Below are 23229 nucleotides of genomic sequence, written 5' to 3' on the forward strand. Positions count from 1 at the left end.
GCCTAGTCTGGGCTAAATGTATGAGCCCGGATCGACCTAGCCATGACCTCGCCAGCCAGTGACGCTGACTTCCTTTTGCGCCTTGACGCCATCATCGCCGCCCATGCCGGCCGCGAGGGGCCCCTGCTGCCCATTCTGCACGATATCCAGGCGGAATGGGGCTATGTGCCCGAAGAGGCGCAGCCGGTGATCGCCGGGGCGCTGGGCATGACCCGGGCCGAGGTCTATGGCGTCGTCAGCTTCTACCACGATTTCCGCGATCATCCCTCGGGGCGGCATGTGCTGCGGCTGTGCCGGGCCGAGGCCTGCCAATCCATGGGCGCGGACGAGCTGGCCGATCGGGTGCGCGCCGCCTTGGGCATCGACTTTCACCAGACCACGCCGGACGGCCGGCTGACGCTGGAGCCGGTGTTCTGCCTGGGGCTTTGCGCCTGCGGGCCCTCGGCGCAGATGGGCGAGCGGCTGCTGGGCCGGGCTACGGTCGAGAAGGTGCAGCGACTGGTTGCCGAAGCGGGTATGGGAGCGGGCGCATGAGGATCTGGGTTCCTTTGGACGCGGCCGCCAAGGCCCTGGGCGCCGATGAGGTGGCCGCCGCGCTGGCCGCGGATTTCACCGTCATCCGCAACGGCACCCGGGGCATGATCTGGCTGGAGCCGCTGGTCGAGGTCGAGCGCGACGGCGTGCGCTACGGCTATGGCCCGGTCGAGGCGGGCGACGTGCCCGGGCTGGTCGAGGCCTTGCGCAGCGGCGCCGAGCATCCGCTGGCCTTGGGGCCGGTCGAGGAGCTGCCCTGGATGAAGGCGCAGCAGCGGCTGGTCTTTGCCCGCGTCGGCGTCATCGACCCGTTCTCGGTCGAGGAATACCAGGCGCATGGCGGGCTGGCGGGCCTGCGCCGCGCCATCGAGATCGGGCCCGAGGCCATTGTCGCCGACGTGACCGAATCCGGGCTGCGCGGCCGCGGCGGCGCCGGTTTCCCGACCGGCATCAAGTGGAAGACCGTGGCCGGCGCGCAGGCGCCGCGCAAATACATTGTCTGCAACGCGGATGAGGGCGACTCGGGCAGTTTCGCCGACCGCATGCTGATGGAGGGCGATCCGCTGGTGCTGATCGAGGGCATGGCCATCGCCGGCATCGCCGTCGGCGCCGTCCAGGGCTATGTCTATATCCGCAGCGAATATCCCGACGCGATCCGCAACATGGAGGCCGCGATCGGCAAGGCCCGCCAGGCCGGCATCCTGGGCCAGTCGGTGCTGGGCTCGGGCCATGCCTATGACATGGAGGTGCGCACCGGCGCCGGCGCCTATGTCTGCGGCGAGGAGACCAGCCTGCTGAACAGCCTGGAAGGCAAGCGCGGCGTGGTGCGGGCCAAGCCGCCGATCCCGGCGCTGGAGGGTTTCCTGGGCCGGCCGACGGTGGTCAACAACGTCATCTCGCTGGCCTCGGTGCCGTGGATCCTGGCGCATGGCGGGACGGAATATGCCAGGCTGGGCATCGGGCGGTCGAAGGGCACGATACCGATCCAGATCGCCGGCAACGTGAAATACGGCGGGCTGTTCGAGGCCGCCTTCGGCATGACGCTGGGCCATATCATCAACGAGATCGGCGGCGGCACCGCCTCGGGCCGGCCGGTCAAGGCGGCGCAGGTCGGCGGGCCGCTGGGGGCTTACGTTCCGCACTGGAATTTCGACGTGCCCTTCGGCTACGAGGAACTGGGCGCCAAGGACGCGCTGCTGGGCCATGCCGGCATCAGCGTCTTCGACGACAGTGCCGACATGCTGAAGCTGGCGCGCTTCGCCATGGAGTTCTGCGCCGTCGAAAGCTGCGGCAAGTGCACGCCCTGCCGCATCGGTTCGATCCGCGGCGTCGAAACCATCGACCGCATCGCCCAGGGCGACCAGGACGGCATTCCGATCCTGAAGGACCTGTGCAACACGATGAAATGGGGCTCGCTCTGCGCGCTGGGGGGCTTTGCGCCCTTCCCGGTGATGTCGGCCCTGACCCATTTCCCTGACGATTTCAGCGGTCGGGGCGCGCCCCGACCCGCCAACACCTACCGGGAGGCCGCAGAATGAAGGACTTCATCATTCCCGACCGCGACATGGGCACGCCGGCGGTCAAGTCGGATGTCATCGTCAACCTGACCGTCGACGGCATTCCCGTCAGCGTTCCCGCCGGCACCAGCGTCATGCGCGCCGCCGCCGTGGCGGGGATCTCGGTGCCGAAGCTCTGCGCCACCGACCACCTGACCGCCTTCGGCTCGTGCCGGCTCTGCGTGGTGCAGATCGACGGCATGCGCGGCACGCCCGCCTCCTGCACGACGCCGGTGGGCGAAGGCATGGTGGTCCATACCCAGACCGACGAGATCGCGCAGATCCGCAAGGGGGTGATGGAGCTCTACATCTCCGACCACCCGCTCGACTGCCTGACCTGCGCCGCCAACGGCGATTGCGAATTGCAGGACATGGCCGGCGCCGTCGGGCTGCGCGAGGTGCGCTATGAGCCGGGCCAGAACCATTTCGCCAGGCGCGACGCCGAGGGGCCGAACCCGGAATGGCGGCCCAAGGACCAGTCGAACCCCTATTTCACCTTCGATCCGGCGAAATGCATCGTCTGCAACCGCTGCGTCCGCGCCTGCGAGGAAGTGCAGGGCACCTTCGCGCTGACCATCGAAAGCCGCGGCTTCGACAGCCGCGTCTCGGCCGGGATGGCCTCGGACAGCTTCCTGTCGTCGGATTGCGTCAGCTGCGGCGCCTGCGTGCAGGTCTGCCCGACCGCGACGCTGATCGAGAACAAGGTGATCGAGATCGGCACGCCCGAGCATATCGTCAAGACCACCTGCGCCTATTGCGGCGTCGGCTGCTCCTTCGACGTGCATATGCGCGGCGAGGAGGTGGTGCGCATGGTGCCCTCCAAGGAGGGCAAGGCGAACCACGGCCACAGCTGCGTCAAGGGCCGCTTCGCCTGGGGCTATGCCACGCACAAGGAACGCAAGCTGGAGCCGATGATCCGCGAGAAGATCACCGATCCCTGGCGGGTGGTCAGCTGGGACGAGGCGCTGGATTTCGCGACCGGCCGGCTGCGCGCGGCGCAGGCCGATCACGGCGTCAACTCCATCGGCGTCATCACCTCGTCGCGCTGCACCAACGAGGAAACCTATCTGGTGCAGAAGCTGGCGCGCGCCGTCTTCCGCAACAACAACACCGACACCTGCGCCCGGGTCTGCCATTCGCCGACCGGCTATGGGCTGAAGACCGCCTTCGGCACCTCGGCCGGCACGCATGACTTCGATTCGGTCGATGCAACCGACCTGGCGCTGGTCATCGGCTGCAACCCGACCGACGCGCATCCGGTCTTTGGCTCGCGCATGCGCAAGCGGCTGCGCGAGGGCGCCTCGCTGATCGTCATCGACCCGCGCGAGATCGACCTGCTGAAGACCCCGCATATGGGCCAGGGGCTGCACCTGCCGCTGCGCCCGGGCACCAATGTCGCCGTGGTCACCGCGCTGGCGCATGTGATCGTGGCCGAGCGGCTTTATGACGAGGCCTTCATCCGCGAGCGCTGCGACTGGGACGAATTCCTGGACTATGCCGAATTCGTGCTGGACCCCAAGCATGCGCCGGACGAGGTCGAGAAGCTCAGCAAGGTTCCGGCCGAGCTGATCCGCCAGGCCGCCCGCGCCTATGCCAGGGCGCCGCGCGCCAGCATCTATTACGGCCTGGGCGTGACCGAGCATTCGCAGGGCTCGACCACGGTCATGGCCATCGCCAACCTGGCGATGATGTGCGGCAATATCGGCAAGCCCGGCACCGGCGTGAACCCGCTGCGCGGCCAGAACAACGTGCAGGGCTCCTGCGACATGGGCTCGTTCCCGAACGAATATCCGGGCTACCGCCATGTCTCGGACCCCGAGACGCGGGCGATCTATGAACGCGCCTGGGGCGTCGAGCTGTCGCCGGAACCGGGCCTGCGCATCCCGAACATGTTCGACGAGGCGCTGGCCGGCCGTTTCCGCGGCCTCTACTGCCAGGGCGAGGACATCGTGCAGTCGGACCCCGACACCCGCCATGTCACCAGCGCGCTGTCCGCGATGGACATCGTCATCGTCCACGACCTGTTCCTGAACGAGACCTCGAACTATGCCCATGTTTTCCTGCCGGGCTCGTCCTTCCTGGAAAAGGACGGCACCTTCACCAATGCGGAACGCCGCATCAACCTGGTGAACCGGGCGATGACGCCGAAGAACGGCTATGAGGACTGGGAAATCACCCAGATGCTGGCGAACCGGATGGGCGGCAACTGGACCTATACCCACCCGCGCGAGATCATGGCGGAAATCGCCCTGACCACGCCCAGCTTCGCCGGTGTCTCGTTCGAACTGCTGGAACGCGAGGGCTCGGTGCAATGGCCCTGCAACGAGGCCGCGCCGCTGGGCACGCCGGTCATGCATATCGACGGCTTCGTGCGCGGCAAGGGCAAGTTCATCCACACCGAATATGTCGCCACCGAGGAACGCACCGGCGCCCGCTTCCCGCTGCTGCTGACCACCGGGCGGATCCTGTCGCAATACAACGTCGGCGCCCAGACCCGCCGCACCGACAACGTCGCCTGGCACCCCGAGGATATCCTCGAGATCCACCCCTCGGACGCCGAGAACCGCGGCGTGCGCGAAGGCGACTGGGTGCGGGTGGCCTCGCGCTCGGGCGACACGACGCTGCGCGCGCATATCACCGATCGGGTGGCGCCGGGGGTGGTCTATACCACCTTCCACCACCCGACGACCCAGGCGAACGTGGTCACCACGGACAATTCCGACTGGGCCACCAACTGCCCCGAGTTCAAGGTGACGGCGGTGCAGGTCAGCCCCTCGAACGGCCCGTCGGATTGGCAAGAGGAGTATCAGGCCCATTCCGAACTGTCGCGCCGCATCCTGCCCACCGCAGCCGAGTGACATGCGCGACGTGACGGGCGTCATGCGCTGGGACGGCACGGGCTGGCGCCACGCCGCCCCGCCGCCCGCGCCGCAAGAGGTGCCGGTGGCCCTGGTCATCGACGGCATGAGCCAGGCGGTGCTGATGGCGACGCCGCGCGATTTGCGCGACTTTGCCCTGGGCTTCGCGCTGACCGAGGGGCTGATCGCAAGTCCCGCCGATGTGCAGGATTTCGAAGAGGCCGAGGTCGAATCCGGTGGCTTCCCCGCCCGCGAGGCGCGGCTGTGGCTGCGCCCCGGCCTGGCGGCGGGCCTGGCCGAGCGCCGGCGCAGCATGGTCGGGCCGGTCGGCTGCGGGCTGTGCGGCGTCGACAGCATTGCCGCGGCGTTGCCGAAGGTGGTGCCGGTCGCCTCGGCCTGGCGCATGCCGCCGCAGGACGTGGCCCGCGCCATGGCGGCGCTGGATGCGGGGCAGGTCCTGCGCCGCGACACGCCGGCGATCCATGGCGCCGCCTTCTGGAACGGCTGCACCGCCCTGGTGCGCGAGGATGTCGGCCGGCACAATGCGTTGGACAAGCTGGCCGGCGCGCTGGCGCGGGCCGGAATCGATGCCGGCCAAGGCGCCATCGTCATGTCCTCGCGCCTGTCGGTCGACCTGGTGCAAAAGGCCGCGCGGCTGGGCGCCCCGGTGCTGATCGGCGCCTCGGCACCGACCGGGCTGGCGCTCGACTGGGCCGCACGCGCCGGCATCACCCTGATCGCCCGCGCCCGCGGCGCGAGCTTCGACCTTTATACCCACCCCGACCGCATTGCCGGAGCCTGAGCCTTGCATTACGACACGATGAAGCTGATCCACATGGCCAAGCAGATGGCGGATTTCTTCCGCAGCCAGCCTGGCCGCCCGCCGGCCGAGGCGGTCGCCGCCCATATCAACGACAACTGGTCGCCGCAGCTGCGCCAGGATTTCGTCGCGCTGATCAACCAGGGCGCCGAGGCCGACCCCATCGTGCGCGAGGCCGCGGCCTTCGTCCGCGTGAGCGCCGCGGCCTGACCTTGCCGGCCCGCTGCGGCGCCTGTAAGCCCGCGGCAGGTTTCCCGAGGAGCGCGAGATGTCCGCAGACGTGCCTGACCGGAGCGGCGGAGGCATGGCGCTCTTCGCCAATACCGGCTTTCTGTTCACCGACCTGCCCTTTGCGCAGCGCATCGAAGCTGCCGCCGCCGCCGGCTTCGACGGGGTCGAGTTCCACGACGAATTGCAGCGCGAGGATGCGCCCGCCATCGCCGCGCAGCTGGCCCGGCTGGGGCTGCGCATGGGCGGGATCAACGCGCATATGGGCGAGACGGCCGGCCGCGCCGCCCTGCCGGGGCAAGAGGCCGGCTTCATGGCCGACCTCGCCGCCGCCCATGCCGCCGCCGCATGCGTCGGCGCGCCGGCGATCCATGTGCTGGCGGGCAAGGGCGCGACCGATGCCGCGACCTATCGCGCCAACCTGCGCCGGGCCATCGACGCCACCGACCGGCTGATCCTAGTCGAGCCGATCTGCCCGCAGGCGATGCCGGGCTATCACCTGTCACGGCTGGCGGATGCGCTGGAACTGGCCGAGGCGATCGGCCCGCGCCTGCGGGTGATGTTCGACTGGTTCCACGTCGCGACCGAGCTTGGCGCCCCCGCTGCGGCCGAGGCGCTGCTGCGCCACCGGCCGCTGATCGGCCATGTCCAGGCCGCCTCGGTCCCCGCCCGGGCCGAGCCGGCGCCCGAGATCCTGCGCCGGTTCCGCGATGCCGGCTGCCCGGCGGTCGGGTTGGAGTATCGCCCGACGCAGCCACCGGCGGCGCATCTGTCCTCGCTGCGCGCGGCCCTGGCCGAGGGATAGAACCCGGGGGCGGCGTGATCGGTTGCCGCGCCGGTCCCCGGATATTGCCGGCGTGAAAACGCGGACCTGTCCTGTGCCGCGGTGCGGCACAGCCTTTCCAGCCCCGTTTCGCCAGCGGCGCACATCTGCGGGATCAGGGTCCAATGCAAGCCTTGGCTCCAAGCTGACCTGAGGCCCGCAGATGAGCCTGGCCCGACGCCGGAGACCGCGGCGCGTGCCGTCCAAGCCGAAACGCCGACTGCGACAGCTCGCCAGCAGCCAGCCCGGCCTCGGCTCCGTGGCCATCGAAGTCGTGGAATAGCTGTCCCGCAAGCTCAACGCAGAGGCCGAGCAGGAAGCTCGAAGCCTAGGGCCGGCATCTGGCCCTGACCGTGCTAGTGTGGCGGCTGGTGGGGACGCTGTGAGGCTCGGCAACCTGCCCAACGCGCTCTTGCCGGAGCAGATGAAGGCCATGCGCGGGAACTCACGCACATGAGCACTCGGCTGGACGATCTCGCGGCCATGACGCGGGAGCACGACGCCCATATCGGGCCATGCTGGGGCGCTATGACGACAGCCTGCCTGACTCGCCCAGCGCATCGAGCGCCGGCTGGACCTGATCGACTAACCTGCGCCCGACGCCACAGCAGCCCCGGCTGAAAGACGGGGGCGGTTGCGTCCTGCGCTGTTCACCGAGGCCGTCGACCCATGGCCTTGGCAACCAAAGAAAACAGGCGCGGTTTCCCGCGCCTGTTCAGCCTTGCTTTGACCGTAAGCCTCAGTTCTGCTCCATCAGATCGGTGATCCGGCGCACGGCCACGCGGCGGTTGTCGCGCTCGGCGCCTTCGCTGGGCACCAGCAGGAACTGCTCGCCATAGCCCTGGACCACCATGTTCTCGGGCGGCACCTGGAAATATTCCGTCAGCGCCAGCGCCACCGATTCCGCGCGCCGGTCCGACAGGGCCAGGTTGGCGGCGTCCGAGCCGACGGCGTCGGTATAGCCTTCGATCATGTAGATCTCGGCCGGGTTCTGGTCGACGCTGTCGCGGATCACCTTGCCCAGGGTAGCCAGCTGCTGCGCCTGGTCGGGCGTGATGGCCGAGGAGCCGGTCTCGAAGGTGATCTCGGGCACGTTCACGGGGGCGACCAGCGCGCGCACCTCGGGGATGTCGCGGATCTGGCCCAGGGTGAAGCGGCGGTCGACATTGGCCTCGCGGCGCAGGGCCTCGCGCAGCGCGGCCTCGTCCAGCGGGCCGCGGCTGATCTCGACCGGCGGCGGCGCCGGTAGGGTCGAGATCCGCACCGGTTCCGCCGCGGTGTCGTCGATCAGCCGGGTCTCGCTGCCGTCGGCGCGCACCAGCGTGCGGCGCAGGATGTTCATATTCGCATCGCGAATGGTGACGACGCGGCTGCCGTCCTCGCGCACGACCGTGGTCCGGGTCGAGCCGTCGTCGAAGGTCTCGGTCCGCACGTTCGAGCCGGGCTGGTAGAGCAGCGCATTGTCGTCCTTGATCACCTGCTGGCTGCCGTCGGGCAGGGTCACGACGACGCGATCGCCGGTGTTCAGCGCCACCTGGCGGTCGTTCGACAGCATCTTGCCGACCGCAAAGCCGGCGGCGCCGGCCAGCAGCAGCTTGCCGATGTCCTTGAGGTTGTCGTCGTCGTCATCGTCGTCGCGCCGGGCCTCGCTGCGCTGGTCCTCGCGCTGCTGGTCGCCGTTCAGGCCCTGGATGATCGCGTTCTCGAAATCCTGGTCCGAGCGGCGGGCGTTGTCCTTGGTGATCTGCACCTCGTCCACCTGACCCTGCTGCTGCTGCTCCTGCGCCCCGGTGGCGGCGAGCGCCGCGGCGGCCACCGGCGGCGGATTCTCGGCGGCGCGCTTGGCGACCTCGTTCGGGGTCACCCGGGCCTCGGGCGCCTGGACCTCGCCAGGTTGCGGCTGGCCGGGTTGGCCTTGCTGGCCCTGTTGCTGGCCGCTTGCCTGGCGATCCTGCTGCTGCTCTTGCAGGCGCCGGGCGAGTTCGGCCGCACCGGGAGCAGTGGGCGTGTCCTGGCCGGCCTGCTGCGGGTCGTCCTGCCGGCGCTGCTGCTGGTCGCTGGCCTGCTCCTGGCGCTGCTGATCCTCGCCGGTCTGCTGCTGACCGTCCTGGCGGCGCTGCTGCTCGTCGCCGGCCTGCTGGCGGCGCGGTTCGGGCTTTTGCGCGGCCTCGCCGGGCTGGGGCTGGCCGGGAGCGGGCTGATCCTGGTCGCGCGCCTCCAACCGCTTTTTCAACGCCTCCGCGTCAGGCATGTCCTTGGATTCGGCCGCCGGTTGCCGGGCCTGGACCGAGGGCTGGTCGCGTTGCGGCTCGTCCGGTTTGCGGTCGGGGGCGGGGTCGGCGGTGGTCACGGACTTGGCGTTGTCGGGCTTGGTCGCGGGTTGCTTCTGGGCGTCCTCGCGCAATTGCTCGGCGCGGCCGGCGGCCTGGTCGGCATCGGCCGGCTTGGCCCGGGGCGTCTCGGCTTCGACCACCGGCGGTTTCGGAGCGGGTTCCTGCGCCTGAGTCACGGCGGGCTTCTCCTCAGGCGCCCGGGCCGGTTCGGCGGCCTGCTGCTCCTGCCGCTTGGGCTGCTGGGCAGCCTGGTCTGCGGCGGGCTTTTCGGGCTGCGGCTCTTCCTGCCGGGGCTGGACCTGCCGGCGCGGCTCCTGCTGCTGCTCGGCCTGGACGGGTTCGTGCTGCTGCGGCTGCTCCTTGGCCTGCCGCTCGGCGCGGGGCTTTTCCTGGGGCTGCTGGTCTTCCTGCTGCTGTTCGGGCTTTTGCGCCTGGCCTTCCTCGGCCTGCTTTTGTTTCTGCTTGGGCAGGATCAGTTGCTCGCCGTCCTGCGCCTGCTGGTCCTGGGCCAGGGCAAGCTGCGGGGTGATGATGGACAGGCAAGCCACAAGCGCGGTTGTGGTCTTGAAGATGCGGCGCATGTCGGTCCCTTCCGAATGTCGCGTGATGATCGGAAAAACCCCGGCGAAATGCCGAGGTTCCCCCACAAGCACGTGATCGCAGGCGATGCGCATCGGCCGGCGGATTGCCGCCGTCCGGACGCCGGCGGGATCTAACCCAGCAGGGCCAGCCGGCCGCCGGACATGCGCTGCACGCGCCCGGCCAGTTCCAGCGCCAGGATCGCCGGGGCGATGACCGCCGCCGGCACGCCCAGGTCGCGGATCAGCAGGTTTTGCTCGGTCGGGCTCGGGCCAAGCTTGGCCAGGATCCGCGCCTCGAGATTGACCGGGCCGCCCTGCGCCTGGCGGGTTTCGGGGCCGGACCGGCGGCGCAGCCCGTGGCCCATTTCGGCCAGGCGGCGGGCCACGGCGGCGGGTTGCAGGGTCCGAGCCATGCCGGGGCGGGCGGGCTCGGCCACCGGGGCCGCCGGTTGCGGCAGCTGGGCCGGCGCGGCCGTCTCGACCGGGGCGCCGTTCGATTGCAGGGCCGCCAGCACATCGGCCGAATTGCGCACCAGCGTCGCGCCGTCGCGGATCAGGCTGTTGCAGCCGCTGGCGCGGGCATCCATCGGGTGGCCGGGCACCGCCATCACCTCGCGCCCCTGGTCCAGCGCGCAGCGCGCGGTGATCAGGCTGCCCGAGCGATGCGCCGCCTCGACCACCACCACGGCGCGCGACAGGCCCGAGATGATGCGGTTGCGGGCCGGGAAATGCCGCGCCACCGGCTCGACCCCCGGGGGCTGCTCGGTCATCAACAGGCCGGTATCGCAGATCGATTCGGCCAGGGCGGCGTTCTCCGCCGGATAGATCATGTCGATGCCGCCGGCCATCACGGCGATGGTGCCGCCATGCAGAGATGCCTCATGCGCGACGGTGTCGATGCCGCGCGCCAGGCCCGCGACCACCGCAGCGCCGGCCTGCGACAGGCCCAGCGCCATGCCGCGCGCCATGCGCAGCCCCAGCGACGAGGCGTTGCGCGCGCCGATCACCGCCACCGGCAGCCGGTCCAGCACCGCAAGATCGCCGCGCAGCCACAGCGCCGCCGGCGCCTCGGCCACCTCGCGCAGCAGGGCCGGATAGGCGGGGTCGTCCCAGGTCAGCAGCCGGGCGCCGGCGCGCCGGCCGGCCTCGAGCTCGGCATGGACCACGGCCAGCGGGCAGGGGGCGTAATCCTCGATCCCGGCGGCGCGGGCGATCCCGGGCAGGGCGGCCAGCGCCGCCTCGGCGCTGCCATGTTCGGCAAGCAGCCGGTGGAATGTCGCCGGTCCGACCCGGCGCGAGCGGATGAGCCGCAGGCAGGCGATTCCGTCCCCCATCGGTGTGAGTGAGGTGTGGTGGGGTTCGAAAGGAAGCGGTCTTGCCATCATCATTGCCTTTGCCTCATCCGCAGGACGAGTCATGCCATGGCAATGGTTAAGAATGCGTTAGCCGCGAAAAGATTCCGCCAACCCCTTGGATTTTGCGGGAAATCAGGCCGCCGAGCCGCCGATGGTCAGCCCGCCGATGCGCAAGGTGGGCAGGCCGACGCCGACCGGAACCCATTGTCCCTGCTTGCCGCAATTGCCGATTCCCGGGTCCAGCGACAGGTCGTTGCCGATGGCGCGGATCTGTTGCAGCGCGGTCGCGCCGTCGCCGATCAGCGTCGCGCCGCGGATCGGGTCGCCGACCTGGCCGTTCTTCACGCGATAGGCCTCGGTGCAGGAAAACACGAACTTGCCGTTGGTGATGTCGACCTGGCCGCCGCCGAAACCCACGGCATAGATGCCGTCTTCCAGGCCGGCGAGGATCGCGGCCGGATCCTCGGACCCCGCCAGCATGAAGGTATTGGTCATGCGCGGCATCGGCGCATGGGCATAGCTTTGCCGGCGGCCGTTTCCGGTCGGCGCGACCCCCATGAGCCGGGCGTTCTGGCGGTCCTGCATATAGCCGACCAGCACGCCGTCCTCGATCAGCACGTTGCGGGCCGGCGCCGTGCCCTCGTCATCGACCGAGATCGAGCCGCGCCGGTCCGGGATGGTGCCGTCATCGACCACGGTCACGCCGGGCGCCGCCACGCGGCTGCCCAGCAGGCCAGCAAAGGCGGAATGGCCCTTGCGGTTGAAGTCGCCTTCCAGCCCGTGGCCCACCGCCTCATGCAGCAAGATCCCCGGCCAGCCCGGGCCCAGCACCACGTCCATGACGCCGGCAGGGGCGGGGACCGAGCGCAGGTTGACCAGGGCGATGCGCAGCGCCTCGCGCACCTGGGCCTGCCAGTGCTCGGGGGCGATCAGCCCGTCCAGCGCCACGCGGCCGCCACCGCCGGCATTGCCCGATTCGCGGCGGCTGTTCGATTCCACGATGACCGAGACGTTGATGCGCGCCATCGGCCGGATGTCGGTCGAAAGCCCGCCTTCGGGGCGCAGGATCGCCACCTCCTGCACCGAGGTCGAGATGCTGGCCGAGACCTGCACCACGCGCGGATCGAGGTCGCGGGCGAAGGCGTCGATTTCCCGCAAGAGCGCGACGCGGGCGGCGAAGGGCACCGATTCCGCCGGGTCGATCGCGGCATAAAGCGGGCGGATCTCGGCCTCGGGCGGCAGGGCCAGCGTGCCGCCGCCGTCGCCGACGGCCAGCCGCACGGTTTCCGCCGCCTTGCGCAAGGCTGTTTCGCCGATCTCGGTGGAATGGGCATAGCCGGTCACGTCGCCGCGCACTGCGCGCAGGCCGAAGCCCTGCTCGGCGTCATAGCTTGCCGTGCGCAGCCGGCCGTCGTCGAAGACCAGCGCCTCCGAGCGGGCGCGCTCCAGATACAGCTCGCCATCATCCGCCCCTGCAAGCGCCGATTGCAGAACACGCAGCGCGCGATCCTGGTCGAGATGGGTTTGAAACGGGGAAAAGGCTGCGTCCGGCATGTCATCGCTCCTGACCTGGAAGCCTCGACTAGGGGTTTTTTGGTCGTAAGTCGATAGCTATGGCTTGCCCGTAGGGGTAAGATATGGTTCTGGTTCAGGACCGAATGCCGGCAGCCCGAGGAGACAGGGCCCTGCCGGCGGCATGATAGGCAACGGGATGGGAAGATGGCAATTGCGACGATGCGCCGCGGGGTAATGGCGGCTACGGGTCTTGGTTTTGCTGGGCTGACGGCCGTGCCGGCGCTGGCGCAGGACGTGCTGGGCGACCTGCCCGTGATCGGCAAGCCGCACAATGGCGGCATGGGCTTCCAGCCCGCGTCGAGCCCGCTGGCGCATGACCAGCAGTGGCTGGATCATTTCGTGCTCTACATCATCACGGCGGTGACGATCTTCGTCTGCCTGCTGCTGCTGATCTGCATCGTCCGCTTCAACCGCCGCGTGAACCCCGTCCCGGCGCGCTTTACCCATAACACTCCGGTCGAGGTGGTCTGGACGCTGGTGCCGGTGCTGATCCTGGTTTCCATCGGCGCCTTCTCGCTGCCGGCGCTGTTCCGCAGCCAGGAAATGCCGAACGATCCGGACCTGGTCATCAAGGCCATCGGCCACCAGTGGTACTGGTCCTATGAATATCCGAACGACGCCATCGCCTTCGACGCGCTGCTGCTGGAGAAGGACGCCCTGGCCGACGCCGGCTACAGCGAGGACGAATACCTGCTGGCCACCGACAACCCGGTGGTGGTGCCGGTCGGCAAGAAGGTGCTGGTGCAGGTCACCGCGACCGACGTGATCCACAGCTGGACCGTGCCGGCCTTTGCCGTGAAACAGGACGCCGTGCCGGGCCGCATCGCGCAGCTGTGGTTCGAGGTCGACAAGGAAGGCGTCTATTTCGGCCAGTGCTCGGAGCTTTGCGGCATCAACCACGCCTATATGCCCATCGTGGTCAAGGCCGTCAGCCAAGAGAAATACGACGCCTGGCTGGCCGGCGCGAAGGAGGAATTCGCCGCCGACGCCTCGGATTACCTGCCCGCCAGCCCGGTCAAGCTGGCCTCGGCCGAGTAAGGGTCGTGACCGACATCAACGCATATGAGGGGCCCGTCGAGGCGGGCTTCGGCGATTACGTCGCGCTGCTGAAGCCGCGGGTCATGTCGCTGGTGGTGTTCACCGCCTTCGTCGGCCTGTGGATCGCGCCGCTGCCGGTGAACCCCTTCGTGGCCTTCTGCGCGGTGCTGTTCATCGCGCTGGGCGGCGGGGCCTCGGGCGCGCTGAACATGTGGTACGACGCCGACATCGACGCGGTGATGAAGCGCACGGCCGGCCGGCCGGTGCCTTCGGGGCGCATCGCCTCGGGCGAGGCGCTGGGCTTGGGCATCGCGCTGTCCGGCCTGTCGGTGATGATGCTGGGCCTGGCGGCGAACTGGTTCGCGGCGGGCTTCCTGGCCTTCACCATCTTCTTCTATGCCGTGGTCTACACGATCTGGCTGAAGCGCTCGACGCCGCAGAACATCGTCATCGGCGGCGCGGCCGGGGCCTTCCCGCCGATGATCGGCTGGGCCTGCGCCACCGGCGGCATCGGCATCGAATCGCTCTTGATGTTCGCGCTGATCTTCTTCTGGACGCCGCCGCATTTCTGGGCGCTGGCGCTGTTCATGAAGGACGACTATTCCAAGGCCGGCGTGCCGATGCTGACCGTGACGCATGGCCGCAAGGTCACGCGCCGGCACATCTTCATCTATACGCTGGTGCTGGCGCCCTTCGCGCTGTGGCTGGGCTTCACCTCGGTCGGCGGGCCGCTGTATCTCGCGGTTTCGGCGGTGCTGAACGGGCTCTTCATCGCCGGCGGCTGGCAGATCCTGCGCCGGGACGAGGACCAGGCCCAAGCCGACGGCTACCGCGTCGAGAAGCGCTATTTCCGGCTGTCGCTCTATTACCTGTTCCTGCATTTCCTGGCGCTGCTGGTCCAGCACGGGATCGGAGGATGGTGATGGCGCTGCATGTCGAACATGAGCTGCACAAGCGCCGGCGTTCGCGCAACATCGGCCTCGCGGTGGTGCTGGCGGCCTTCGTGGCGCTGGTCTTCGGCCTGTCGGTGGTCAAGATCACCCAGGGCGACATGATGCAGGGCTATGACCACCGGCCGCAGGCCTCGATGCTGCCGAAGGACCCGAACCCGCCGGCAGCCAATCCGGCCCCGGTCGCGGCGCCCGGAACGCCCGGCGCCGAGCAGGGGGCAGAGCCATGACCGAGCAACGCTCGAACGGGCGCACCGTGCTGAAGCTGGTTTCCGTGGTCCTGGTCATGGGCGCGCTCAGCTGGGCGGCGGTGCCGTTCTATTCCTGGTTCTGCCGCGTCACCGGCTTTGCCGGCACCACCAATGTCGCGACCGCGACCTCGGACACCGTGCTGGACGAAAAGGTCCGCGTGCGCTTCGATTCCAACGTCGATCCGAACATGGGCTGGACCTTCCGCCCGCTGCAGCGCGAGATGGAGCTGCGCATCGGCGAGAACGCCATCGCCTTCTACGAGGCGGTCAACACCACCGACCAGCCGATCACCGGCACGGCGAGCTATAACGTCGCCCCCGATGCCGCCGGCTATTTCTTCAACAAGATCGAGTGTTTCTGCTTTACCGAGCAGACCCTGCAACCCGGTGAGCGGGTCGAGATGCCGGTCAGCTTCTATGTCGATCCCGAGATCGTCACCGACCGCGACGCCGGACGCATCCGCGACATCACCCTGTCTTATACCTTCCACCGGACCGAGCCGCCGGCGCCCCAGCAGGCGGCGCTGGACGCCGGAAACCGACCGACCGTAAACTGAGCAACAAGAACCAGCAGCAACAGCCGGGAACGCAGCCATGGCCCATGTAAAGAACCACGACTATCAGATCCTGCCACCCTCGATCTGGCCGTTCCTCGGCGCGATCGCCGCCTTCGTCATGCTGACCGGCGCGGTGGCCTGGATGAAGGGCATCACTGTCTTCGGTGCCCCGGTCGCGGGGCCCTGGATGTTCCTGATCGGCTTCGTGGCCGTGCTCTATGTCATGTTCGGCTGGTGGGCCGACGTGGTGAAGGAAGGCGAGTCGGGCGAACATACCCCGGTCGTGCGCATCGGCCTGCAATACGGCTTCATCCTGTTCATCATGTCCGAGGTGATGTTCTTCGTCGCCTGGTTCTGGGCCTTCATCAAGAACGCGCTCTACCCGATGGGGCCGGACAGCCCGATCAAGGACGGCGTCTGGCCGCCGGAAGGCATCGTGACCTTCGATCCCTGGCACCTGCCGCTGATCAACACGCTGATCCTGCTTCTGTCGGGCGTCGCCGTAACCTGGGCGCACCATGCCTTCGTGCATGAGGGCGACCGCAAGACCACCATCAACGGGCTGATCGTCGCCGTCATCCTGGGCCTGTGCTTCACCGGGCTGCAGGCCTATGAATACAGCCACGCCGCCTTCGGCATGGCCGACACGGTCTATGCCGGCACCTTCTTCATGGCCACCGGCTTCCACGGCGCCCATGTCATCATCGGCACCATCTTCCTGTTCGTCTGCCTGATCCGGCTGATCCGCGGTCAGATGACGCAGCAGCAGCATGTCGGCTTCGAGGCCGCGGCCTGGTATTGGCACTTCGTCGACGTGGTCTGGCTGTTCCTCTTCGTCGTGATCTATATCTGGGGCCGCTGAGCCCGGCGGCAATCTGGCGGCGCGGGGCCCGGTCCCGCGCCGTCTTTCGTTGGAGACCCCGATGCGCCGCTATGTCTTTCCGCTGATCGTCGGTGTGCTCGGCTGCGCCATCCTGATCTCGCTGGGCCTGTGGCAGCTCAAGCGGCTGGAGTGGAAAGAGGGCATGATCGCCCGCATCGAAAGCGGCATCCACGGCCAGCCCGTGCCCTTGCCCGCCGCTGTCGATCCCACGATGAAATACATGCCGGTGCTGGTCTCGGGCCGGACCACGGGGGAAGAGATCGACGTGCTGTCCGGCACCCGCGAATCCGGCGGCGGCTACCAGGTCGTCTCGGGCTTCGTGCTGGATGACGGGCGCCGCATCCTGCTGGACCGCGGCTTCATCGACCAGGACCACAAGCGCGACCCGCGCCCGCCGGTGCGGCTGGAGGTCGCCGGCAACCTGCATTGGCCCGAGGAACACGGCAGCGCCACGCCCGCCCCGAACCTGTCCGAGAACATCTGGTTCGCCCGCGACGTGCCCGCCATGGCGGCGCAGCTCGGGACCGCGCCGGTGCTGGTCGTCGCGGCCGAGGTGCGGGGCGACGCGCAGGGTGTCGCGCCGATCCCGGTCGCGGTCGAGGGCATCCCGAACAACCACCTGGGCTATGCCGTGCAATGGTTCATGTTCGCCGCGGTCTGGGCAGGGATGACAGTCGCCCTGATCTGGCGTATCAGGCAGCGGAAATTCTAGGGGGACGCGATGCGTTACGTATCTACCCGGGGGCGGGCTCCGGTCTTGGACTTCGAACAGGCGATGATGACCGGCCTCGCGCGCGACGGCGGGCTGTATCTGCCCGAGGCCATGCCGATGTTCTCGGCCGACGAGATCGCCGCGCTGGAAGGGCTGCCCTATGAGGACGTCGCGCTGCGCATCGTTACCCCCTTCGTCGGCGACAGCTTTTCGCAGGATGAACTGAAGGGCGCCATCGCGCGGGCCTATGCCGGCTTCGACCACGTCGCCCGCGCGCCGCTGGTGCAGTTGGCGCCGGGGCATCACCTGCTGGAACTGTTCCACGGGCCGACCATCGCCTTCAAGGATTTCGCCATGCAGCTGATCGGCCAGCTGTTCCAACTGGCGCTGGCGCGGTCAGGCAACCGGGTGACGATCCTGGGCGCGACCTCGGGCGACACTGGCTCGGCCGCGATCGAGGCCTTCAGGGGCCTGCCCAATGTCGACGTGTTCATCATGTATCCGCATGGCCGCGTCAGCGAGGTGCAGCGCCGGCAGATGTCCACACCCTCGGAAGCCAATGTGCATGCGCTGGCCGTCGACGGCACATTCGACGATTGCCAGGCACGGCTGAAGGACCTGTTCAACGACCACGGCTTCCGCGACGCGGTGGGGCTGGCGGGCGTCAATTCGATCAACTGGGCGCGGGTGCTGGCGCAGATCGTCTATTACTTCACCGCCGCCGTCAGCCTGGGCGCCCCGGGGCGCGAGGTGGACTTCACCGTGCCGACCGGAAATTTCGGCGACATCTTCGCCGGCTCCATCGCCAAGGAGATGGGCCTGCCCATCGGCCGGCTGGTCGCGGCCGTGAACCAGAACGACATCCTGCACCGGGCGCTTTCGACCGGCGAATACCGGGTCGGCGAGGCGCAGCCCTCGATCAGCCCGTCGATGGATATCCAGGTCAGCTCGAACTTCGAACGCGCGCTGTGGCTGGCCTACGGCCGCGACGGCGCCGCCATCTCGCAGCTGATGGACGAGCTGAAATCCGGCGGCTTCGCCATCAGCCAGGGCGCGCTGCAATCGCTGCGCGAGACCTATGGCTCGGGCCGCGTGTCCGAAGCGGAAACGCTGGCCATGATCGCCACCATCCGCGCCGAGACCGGCGAGGTGATCTGCCCGCATACCGCCGTCGGCGTGAAAATCGCCCGCGAGAACCTGCGCCCCGGCGTGCCCATGGTGACGCTGGCCACCGCGCATCCGGCGAAGTTCCCCGATGCGGTGGAACAGGCCATCGGCTTCCGCCCGGGCCTGCCGCCGCAGATGGCCGACCTGTTCGAGCGCGCCGAACGCATCACCCGTATTGAAAACGACGCGGATAGGCTTAAATCGCTGATCCTTGAACGGAGAGCAGCTTGACCGAACCCCGCATCAGCACCTTGCCGAATGGCCTGCGCGTCGTCACCCGCGACATGCCCGGCCTGCATTCCGCCGCCATCGGCATCTGGGTCAACGCGGGTTGCCGCGACGAACGCGCCGAACAGAACGGCATCGCGCATTTCCTGGAGCACATGGCCTTCAAGGGCACGGCCACGCGCTCGGCCCTGGAGATCGTCGAGACCATCGAGAATGTCGGCGGCTATATCAACGCCTATACCTCGCGCGACGTGACCAGCTATTACGTGCGGGTGCTGGCGGGCGACGTGTCGCTGGCGCTGGACGTGATTTCCGACATCGTGCTGAACCCGGTCTTCGAGCCGCGCGAGATCGAGGTCGAGCGCGGCGTGATCCTGCAAGAGATCGGCCAGTCGCTGGACACGCCCGACGACGTGATCTTCGACTGGCTGCAAGAGGCCGCCTATCCCGACCAGCCCATGGGCCGCACCATCCTGGGCCCGGCCGAGCGGGTCAGCCATTTCACCCGCGACGACCTCTCGCGCTTCATCGGCGAGCATTACGGGCCGGAACGCATGATCGTCGCCGCCGCCGGCGCGGTGGACCACGACCGCATCCTGCGCCAGGTCGAGGCGATCTTCGGCGGTCTGGCCGCCCGCAAGCTGACCACGCGCGAGCCCGCCCGCTGGCAGGGCGCCGAGGCGCGGCGCGTCAAGAAGCTGGAGCAGGCGCATTTCGCCCTGGGTTTCGAGGGGCCGGGCTATCAGGACGCCGATTTCTACGCCGCGCAGATCTGGACCTCGGCCCTGGGGGGCGGCATGTCCTCGCGCCTGTTCCAGAAGATCCGCGAGGAAAAGGGCCTGTGCTATTCGATCTTCGCGCAGTCCGGTTTCCACGACGACACCGGCATGGTGACGATCTATGCCGGCACTTCGGGCGACCAGGTGGCGGATCTGGCCATGCTGACCGTGGACGAGCTGAAACGTTCGGCCGATGACATGACCGAGGCCGAGATCGCCCGCGCCCGGGCGCAGATGAAGGCCGGGCTGCTGATGGGGCTGGAAAGCCCGACCGGCCAGGCCGAGCGCATGGCGCGCTCGCTGGCGATCTGGGGCCGGGTGCCCGATGCCGCCGAGGTGGCCGAGCGCATCGACGCCGTGACCGTGGCGCAGATCCGCGACCATGCCCGGCAACTGCTGGGCAATGCCCGCCCGGCGCTGGCGCTTTACGGCCCGGTCAAGGCGGCGCCCACGCGCGAGGAACTGGCCGCGAGGCTTGCCGCCTGATGTTCGGCCGAAGGCGTCCGCCCAGTCTCGAGACCGAGCGGATGCTGCTGCGCCTGCCCGCGCATCAGGATTTCGGCCCCTGGGTGGCGCTGCGCGTGGAAAGCCGCGCCTTCCTGACGCCGTGGGAGCCGGTCTGGGCCGCCGACCACCTGTCGAAGCGCAGCTTCACCAACCGGGTCTATTGGGCGCTGCGCGCCAGCCGCAACGGCACCGCGCTGCCGCTGTTCCTGATCCGCCGCGACGGCACGCTGCTGGGTGCGATCACGCTGGACAACATTCGCCGTGGCCCGGCGCAATCGGCCACCATCGGCTATTGGATCGGCCAGTCCTTTGCCCGCCAGGGCTACATGCGCGAGGCCATCGGCGCGCTGGTCAACCATGCGTTCTCGCAGATGGACCTCAGCCGGATCGAAGCCGCCTGCCTGCCCGAGAACACGCCCTCGCGCGGGGTTCTGGAACGCGCCGGCTTCAAATACGAGGGCGTGGCGCAAAGCTATCTGCAGATCAACGGCCGCTGGCGCAACCATGTGCTCTATTCCAACCTGCGCCACGACCGGCGTGGCAAGACCGAGGTGCGCTGATGCTCAATCCCGCCGACGACGCCCTGGCCGCGCGCCTGCCCGATGGCGTGCTGCGCCCGGTCGCGCCCGCCTATCTGGAGGAACCGCGCGGCCGCTATTTCGGCCGGGCCGGGCTGGTCGCCGCGCCGCGCAACACCGATGAGGTCGCGGCCGTGGTCCGCGCCTGCGCCGCGGCGCGGGTCGGCATCGTGCCGCGCGGCGGCGGCACCGGGCTGGTCTCGGGTCAGGTCATGCCCGAGGGGCCGGCGCCGCTGATCCTGTCGCTGGAACGCATGACCGCGCTGCGCGGCATCTGGCCCGAAGAGAACGTGCTGGTCGCCGAGGCCGGCATGACGCTGCAAGCCGTGCGCGATGCGGCGGCGGGCGCGGGTCGGCTGTTCCCGCTGTCGCTGGCCAGCCAGGGCACGGCGGCGATCGGGGGGTGCCTTGCGACCAATGCCGGCGGCGTCACCGCGCTGCGCTATGGCACCGCGCGGGCGCTGTGCCTGGGGGTCGAGGCCGTGCTGCCCGACGGGTCCATCGTCCACGACCTGAAGCGGCTGCGCAAGGACAACACCGGCTACGACATCCGCGACCTCCTGATCGGGGCCGAGGGCACCCTGGGCATCGTCACCGCCGCCAGCCTGAAGCTGGTGGTGCCGCCGCCGAACCTGGGCCTTGCCATGCTGCAGGTGCCGGGCCCCGAGGCGGCGCTGACGCTTCTGTCCTTGGCCGAGGGCCGCATGGCTGGCGGCGTCACCGCTTTCGAGCTGATCGGCGGGCAGGGGCTCGCCTTCCTGGCCGAGGTGCTGCCCGAGATCCGCCAGCCGCTGCCGGGCGTCCCTTGGTCGGTGCTGGTCGAGGTCGGCCTGCCCGCCGGGCTGGCGCCGGACGAGGCGCTGGAAGGGCTGCTGATCGAGGCCATGGAGCGCGGGCTGGTGCTCGACGGCGTCATTGCCCAGTCGGGGCAGCAGGCGGCGGATTTCTGGCACCTGCGCGAGCATATCCCCGAGGCGAACCGCCGCATCGGCGCCATCGCCAGCCATGACATCAGCCTGCCGCTGTCGGAAATCGCCGGCTTCATCCGCGACGCCGGCGCGGCCTTGGCGGGCGAGGGGGTGCGGATCAACTGCTTCGGCCATCTCGGCGACGGCAACCTGCATTACAACCTGTTCCCGTCCCCCGGCCGCCAGCGCGGCGAATACGACGACCGCCGCAAGGCGCTGTCGGCGCTGGTGCATGAGATGGTGGTGGCGCGCGGCGGCTCCTTCTCGGCCGAGCATGGCGTCGGCCGGCTGAAGGTCGGCGAATTGGAACGCTGGGGCGACCCGGCCCGGCTGGCGGCGATGCGGGCGATCAAGCAGGCGCTGGATCCCTTGGGCATCATGAACCCGGGGGCGGTGCTTTCAGCACGGGCGTAAGCGCCGCGCGCAGGTGGTCGAGATAGGCCGAGAGCCGCGGCGCGATGAAGGGTTGCGGCAGATACAGGGCCTGGATGTCCAGCTGCGGCCGCCCGTAGCCCGGCAGCAGCCGTTCCAGCCGGCCGGCGGCGACGTCCTCGGCCACGACGAAGCCGGGGATCAGCCCCAGCCCCTCGCCCTCCAGCACCAGCCGGCGCACGGCCTGGGCGCTGTTCACGGTAATCTGGCCGGGCAGGGCGACGCTGACCGCCTTGCCCTCGATCAGGAAGGTGGCGCGGCCGGGCGACTGGGCATTGCTGTCGCGGATGCAGACGTGGTCGCGCAGCGCCTCGGGATGGGTCGGGCGCGAATGGCGGGCCAGATAGGCGGGGCTGGCCACGGCCCAGGCCTCGGTCTGGCCGATGCGGCGGCCGATCAGGCTGGAATCGGGCAATTGCCCGATGCGCAGCGCCAGGTCGAAGCCCTCGGCCGCAAGATCGACGTAGCGGTCGCTGAGATGCAGGTCGATGCTGATGCCCGGATGCGCGCGGGTGAAGTCGCGGGTCAGCTGCGTCACGAACATTTCGCCGAAGGTCACGGGGGCGGTGATGCGCAGCCGGCCGGTCAGCATGCCCTCCTCGGCGCTGGCCTGGGCGTCGAGCTCTTCCATCGCCGCCAGCACCCGGCGCGCGGCGATCAGGTAACGCTCGCCCGAAGGCGTCAGCGACAGCGCGCGCGTGGTGCGGTTCAGCAGCGTCACGCCCTGCTGCCCTTCCAGTGCCGCGACATATTTGCTGACCAGCTTGTTCGAGATCCCCAGCCTTTCTCCGGCCCGGGTGAACGAGCCCGCGTCCACCACGGCGACGAAGGCGCGGATGCCGTCGATCCTGTCCATGAAATCCCCGTCATGGCGACAATGTTTCCATGAATATGGCCATTTCTGCGACAATGGCCAAGCGCTATCTTGCCGGCAGTGAACAGGTTTCAAGGACAATCGCGATGAGCACCCTCCACCACGGCGGCCTGGCCGCCAGCGAAAACCGGGCCGACCTGGCCGCCCTGCTGCTGCGCCTGCTGGCCGGGGCCTGGTTCCTGGTCCACGGGCTGACCAAGCTCCTGGTCTTCACCCCGGCGGGCACGGCGGGCTATTTCCAGTCGCTGGGTCTGCCCGGCGCGCTGGGATATCTGACCATGGTGCTGGAGATCGCCGGCGGCCTGGCGCTGATCGCCGGCATTGCGACGCGCCATGTCGCGCTGGTCCTGGCGGCGGTGCTGCTGGGTGCGGCCTGGTTCGGCCATGCGGCGAACGGCTTCGGCTTCGGCAACCCGGGCGGCGGCTGGGAATACCCGGTGTTCTGGGCCGTGACCATGCTGGCGCTGTCGCTGCTGGGCGACGGGGCCTGGTCGCTGGGCAAGCGCCGCTGAATCGGTTTCGGTAACGCCTGCGCAATCTTGCTGCGAAGGCCGGCCCCCGGGCCGGCCTTTTCCCTGCGCGCATGGCAGGGTTGATTTGTCGTTGCAGCCGTTTGAGCCTAAGCATCGCGGCATCAGGGAG

22 protein-coding genes are annotated in these 23229 nt (G+C 69.1%); 18 read left to right on the forward strand and 4 right to left on the reverse strand.

What is annotated here, in order from left to right:
- Positions 1 to 42: 42 nt before the first annotated feature.
- From E3D03_RS04405 to E3D03_RS04430, 6 genes are read left to right on the forward strand one after another with little or no spacing between them, the layout of a single operon-like run.
- Complete coding sequence (locus E3D03_RS04405; RefSeq protein WP_062561140.1) at positions 43 to 534, forward strand: formate dehydrogenase subunit gamma; 492 nt, start codon at positions 43 to 45, stop codon at positions 532 to 534.
- On the forward strand, positions 531 to 2072 hold the full coding sequence (locus tag E3D03_RS04410) for a formate dehydrogenase beta subunit (protein ID WP_263565972.1): 1542 nt from the start codon (positions 531 to 533) through the stop codon (positions 2070 to 2072). The genes E3D03_RS04405 and E3D03_RS04410 overlap by 4 nt, the downstream gene beginning before the upstream one ends.
- A complete protein-coding gene (fdhF, locus tag E3D03_RS04415; RefSeq protein ID WP_263565973.1) occupies positions 2069 to 4948 on the forward strand; it encodes a formate dehydrogenase subunit alpha in 2880 nt (959 codons plus the stop codon). The genes E3D03_RS04410 and fdhF overlap by 4 nt, the downstream gene beginning before the upstream one ends.
- A 1-nt stretch (position 4949) precedes the next feature.
- Positions 4950 to 5750 carry a formate dehydrogenase accessory sulfurtransferase FdhD gene (gene fdhD / locus E3D03_RS04420; RefSeq protein ID WP_263565974.1) on the forward strand — a complete coding sequence of 267 codons (801 nt, stop codon included), beginning with the start codon at positions 4950 to 4952 and terminating at the stop codon, positions 5748 to 5750.
- 3 nt (positions 5751 to 5753) lie between these two features.
- Entirely contained in the window at positions 5754 to 5978 is a 225-nt protein-coding gene (locus tag E3D03_RS04425) for a formate dehydrogenase subunit delta (protein WP_253879882.1), read from the forward strand.
- A 58-nt stretch (positions 5979 to 6036) separates the two neighbouring features.
- Positions 6037 to 6801, forward strand: a complete 765-nt coding sequence (locus tag E3D03_RS04430) for a TIM barrel protein (RefSeq protein ID WP_263565975.1) — start codon at positions 6037 to 6039, stop codon at positions 6799 to 6801.
- Positions 6802 to 7558: 757 nt separating this feature from the next.
- Here the strand turns inward: E3D03_RS04430 and E3D03_RS04435 are convergent.
- Positions 7559 to 8683 carry an OmpA family protein gene (locus E3D03_RS04435; RefSeq protein ID WP_263565976.1) on the reverse strand — a complete coding sequence of 375 codons (1125 nt, stop codon included), beginning with the start codon at positions 8681 to 8683 and terminating at the stop codon, positions 7559 to 7561.
- A 51-nt stretch (positions 8684 to 8734) separates the two neighbouring features.
- Between E3D03_RS04435 and E3D03_RS04440 the strand changes: the two genes are divergently transcribed.
- A complete protein-coding gene (locus E3D03_RS04440; RefSeq protein WP_263565977.1) occupies positions 8735 to 9868 on the forward strand; it encodes a hypothetical protein in 1134 nt (377 codons plus the stop codon).
- Here the strand turns inward: E3D03_RS04440 and dprA are convergent.
- Both dprA and tldD read right to left on the reverse strand, forming a co-directional pair.
- The gene (gene dprA / locus E3D03_RS04445) at positions 9865 to 11115 is read right to left on the reverse strand and encodes a DNA-processing protein DprA (RefSeq protein WP_411969790.1); all 1251 of its coding nucleotides are present in this window, start codon (positions 11113 to 11115) and stop codon (positions 9865 to 9867) included. The genes E3D03_RS04440 and dprA overlap by 4 nt on opposite strands.
- Positions 11116 to 11220: 105 nt before the next feature.
- Entirely contained in the window at positions 11221 to 12642 is a 1422-nt protein-coding gene (gene tldD, locus E3D03_RS04450) for a metalloprotease TldD (RefSeq protein WP_263565978.1), read from the reverse strand.
- A gap of 165 nt (positions 12643 to 12807) precedes the next feature.
- Between tldD and coxB the strand changes: the two genes are divergently transcribed.
- The 10 genes from coxB to E3D03_RS04500 all read left to right on the forward strand — a co-directional run bounded on the left by coxB (position 12808) and on the right by E3D03_RS04500 (position 21695).
- Positions 12808 to 13701: a cytochrome c oxidase subunit II gene (gene coxB, locus E3D03_RS04455; RefSeq protein WP_062561133.1), complete on the forward strand. Its 894-nt coding sequence runs from the start codon at positions 12808 to 12810 to the stop codon at positions 13699 to 13701.
- 5 nt (positions 13702 to 13706) lie between these two features.
- On the forward strand, positions 13707 to 14624 hold the full coding sequence (cyoE, locus tag E3D03_RS04460; protein WP_263565979.1) for a heme o synthase: 918 nt from the start codon (positions 13707 to 13709) through the stop codon (positions 14622 to 14624).
- The gene (locus E3D03_RS04465; protein ID WP_263565980.1) at positions 14618 to 14881 is read left to right on the forward strand and encodes a hypothetical protein; all 264 of its coding nucleotides are present in this window, start codon (positions 14618 to 14620) and stop codon (positions 14879 to 14881) included. The genes cyoE and E3D03_RS04465 overlap by 7 nt, the downstream gene beginning before the upstream one ends.
- On the forward strand, positions 14878 to 15459 hold the full coding sequence (locus E3D03_RS04470; protein WP_263565981.1) for a cytochrome c oxidase assembly protein: 582 nt from the start codon (positions 14878 to 14880) through the stop codon (positions 15457 to 15459). Before E3D03_RS04465 ends, E3D03_RS04470 begins: the two co-directional genes overlap by 4 nt.
- Before the next feature lie 37 nt (positions 15460 to 15496).
- A complete protein-coding gene (locus tag E3D03_RS04475; protein WP_263565982.1) occupies positions 15497 to 16321 on the forward strand; it encodes a cytochrome c oxidase subunit 3 in 825 nt (274 codons plus the stop codon).
- Positions 16322 to 16382: 61 nt separating this feature from the next.
- Positions 16383 to 17054 (forward strand): SURF1 family protein, encoded by a 672-nt coding sequence (locus E3D03_RS04480; protein WP_263565983.1) that lies wholly within the window; start codon positions 16383 to 16385, stop codon positions 17052 to 17054.
- A gap of 9 nt (positions 17055 to 17063) precedes the next feature.
- Entirely contained in the window at positions 17064 to 18452 is a 1389-nt protein-coding gene (thrC, locus tag E3D03_RS04485) for a threonine synthase (RefSeq protein ID WP_263565984.1), read from the forward strand.
- Positions 18449 to 19714: a M16 family metallopeptidase gene (locus tag E3D03_RS04490; RefSeq protein WP_263565985.1), complete on the forward strand. Its 1266-nt coding sequence runs from the start codon at positions 18449 to 18451 to the stop codon at positions 19712 to 19714. Before thrC ends, E3D03_RS04490 begins: the two co-directional genes overlap by 4 nt.
- Positions 19714 to 20295, forward strand: coding sequence for a GNAT family N-acetyltransferase (locus E3D03_RS04495; RefSeq protein WP_062561127.1), 582 nt, complete (start codon positions 19714 to 19716; stop codon positions 20293 to 20295). The genes E3D03_RS04490 and E3D03_RS04495 overlap by 1 nt, the downstream gene beginning before the upstream one ends.
- Entirely contained in the window at positions 20295 to 21695 is a 1401-nt protein-coding gene (locus E3D03_RS04500) for an FAD-binding oxidoreductase (protein ID WP_263565986.1), read from the forward strand. Before E3D03_RS04495 ends, E3D03_RS04500 begins: the two co-directional genes overlap by 1 nt.
- Here E3D03_RS04500 and E3D03_RS04505 read toward each other — a convergent pair.
- The gene (locus E3D03_RS04505) at positions 21658 to 22569 is read right to left on the reverse strand and encodes a LysR family transcriptional regulator (protein WP_263565987.1); all 912 of its coding nucleotides are present in this window, start codon (positions 22567 to 22569) and stop codon (positions 21658 to 21660) included. The two genes, E3D03_RS04500 and E3D03_RS04505, sit on opposite strands and share 38 nt — an antisense overlap.
- Before the next feature lie 104 nt (positions 22570 to 22673).
- Here E3D03_RS04505 and E3D03_RS04510 point away from each other — a divergent pair, with 104 nt between their 5' ends.
- Positions 22674 to 23099, forward strand: coding sequence for a DoxX family protein (locus tag E3D03_RS04510; protein ID WP_263565988.1), 426 nt, complete (start codon positions 22674 to 22676; stop codon positions 23097 to 23099).
- Positions 23100 to 23229: the final 130 nt, after the last annotated feature.

This window comes from Paracoccus sp. DMF (genome assembly GCF_004407025.1).
GTDB lineage: Bacteria > Pseudomonadota > Alphaproteobacteria > Rhodobacterales > Rhodobacteraceae > Paracoccus > Paracoccus aminovorans_B.

What these genes read in the sequence shown, in the direction of transcription:
- E3D03_RS04405 (WP_062561140.1), top strand. Translation starts at nt 43, where the DNA reads ATGACCTCGCCAGCCAGTGACGCTGACTTCCTTTTGCGCCTTGACGCC.
- E3D03_RS04410 (WP_263565972.1), top strand. Translation starts at nt 531, where the DNA reads ATGAGGATCTGGGTTCCTTTGGACGCGGCCGCCAAGGCCCTGGGCGCC.
- fdhF (WP_263565973.1), top strand. Translation starts at nt 2,069, where the DNA reads ATGAAGGACTTCATCATTCCCGACCGCGACATGGGCACGCCGGCGGTC.
- fdhD (WP_263565974.1), top strand. Translation starts at nt 4,950, where the DNA reads ATGCGCGACGTGACGGGCGTCATGCGCTGGGACGGCACGGGCTGGCGC.
- E3D03_RS04430 (WP_263565975.1), top strand. Translation starts at nt 6,037, where the DNA reads ATGTCCGCAGACGTGCCTGACCGGAGCGGCGGAGGCATGGCGCTCTTC.
- dprA (WP_411969790.1), bottom strand. Translation starts at nt 11,115, where the DNA reads ATGGCAAGACCGCTTCCTTTCGAACCCCACCACACCTCACTCACACCG.
- tldD (WP_263565978.1), bottom strand. Translation starts at nt 12,642, where the DNA reads ATGCCGGACGCAGCCTTTTCCCCGTTTCAAACCCATCTCGACCAGGAT.
- coxB (WP_062561133.1), top strand. Translation starts at nt 12,808, where the DNA reads ATGGCAATTGCGACGATGCGCCGCGGGGTAATGGCGGCTACGGGTCTT.
- E3D03_RS04465 (WP_263565980.1), top strand. Translation starts at nt 14,618, where the DNA reads ATGGTGATGGCGCTGCATGTCGAACATGAGCTGCACAAGCGCCGGCGT.
- E3D03_RS04470 (WP_263565981.1), top strand. Translation starts at nt 14,878, where the DNA reads ATGACCGAGCAACGCTCGAACGGGCGCACCGTGCTGAAGCTGGTTTCC.
- E3D03_RS04475 (WP_263565982.1), top strand. Translation starts at nt 15,497, where the DNA reads ATGGCCCATGTAAAGAACCACGACTATCAGATCCTGCCACCCTCGATC.
- E3D03_RS04480 (WP_263565983.1), top strand. Translation starts at nt 16,383, where the DNA reads ATGCGCCGCTATGTCTTTCCGCTGATCGTCGGTGTGCTCGGCTGCGCC.
- thrC (WP_263565984.1), top strand. Translation starts at nt 17,064, where the DNA reads ATGCGTTACGTATCTACCCGGGGGCGGGCTCCGGTCTTGGACTTCGAA.
- E3D03_RS04495 (WP_062561127.1), top strand. Translation starts at nt 19,714, where the DNA reads ATGTTCGGCCGAAGGCGTCCGCCCAGTCTCGAGACCGAGCGGATGCTG.
- E3D03_RS04500 (WP_263565986.1), top strand. Translation starts at nt 20,295, where the DNA reads ATGCTCAATCCCGCCGACGACGCCCTGGCCGCGCGCCTGCCCGATGGC.
- E3D03_RS04505 (WP_263565987.1), bottom strand. Translation starts at nt 22,569, where the DNA reads ATGGACAGGATCGACGGCATCCGCGCCTTCGTCGCCGTGGTGGACGCG.
- E3D03_RS04510 (WP_263565988.1), top strand. Translation starts at nt 22,674, where the DNA reads ATGAGCACCCTCCACCACGGCGGCCTGGCCGCCAGCGAAAACCGGGCC.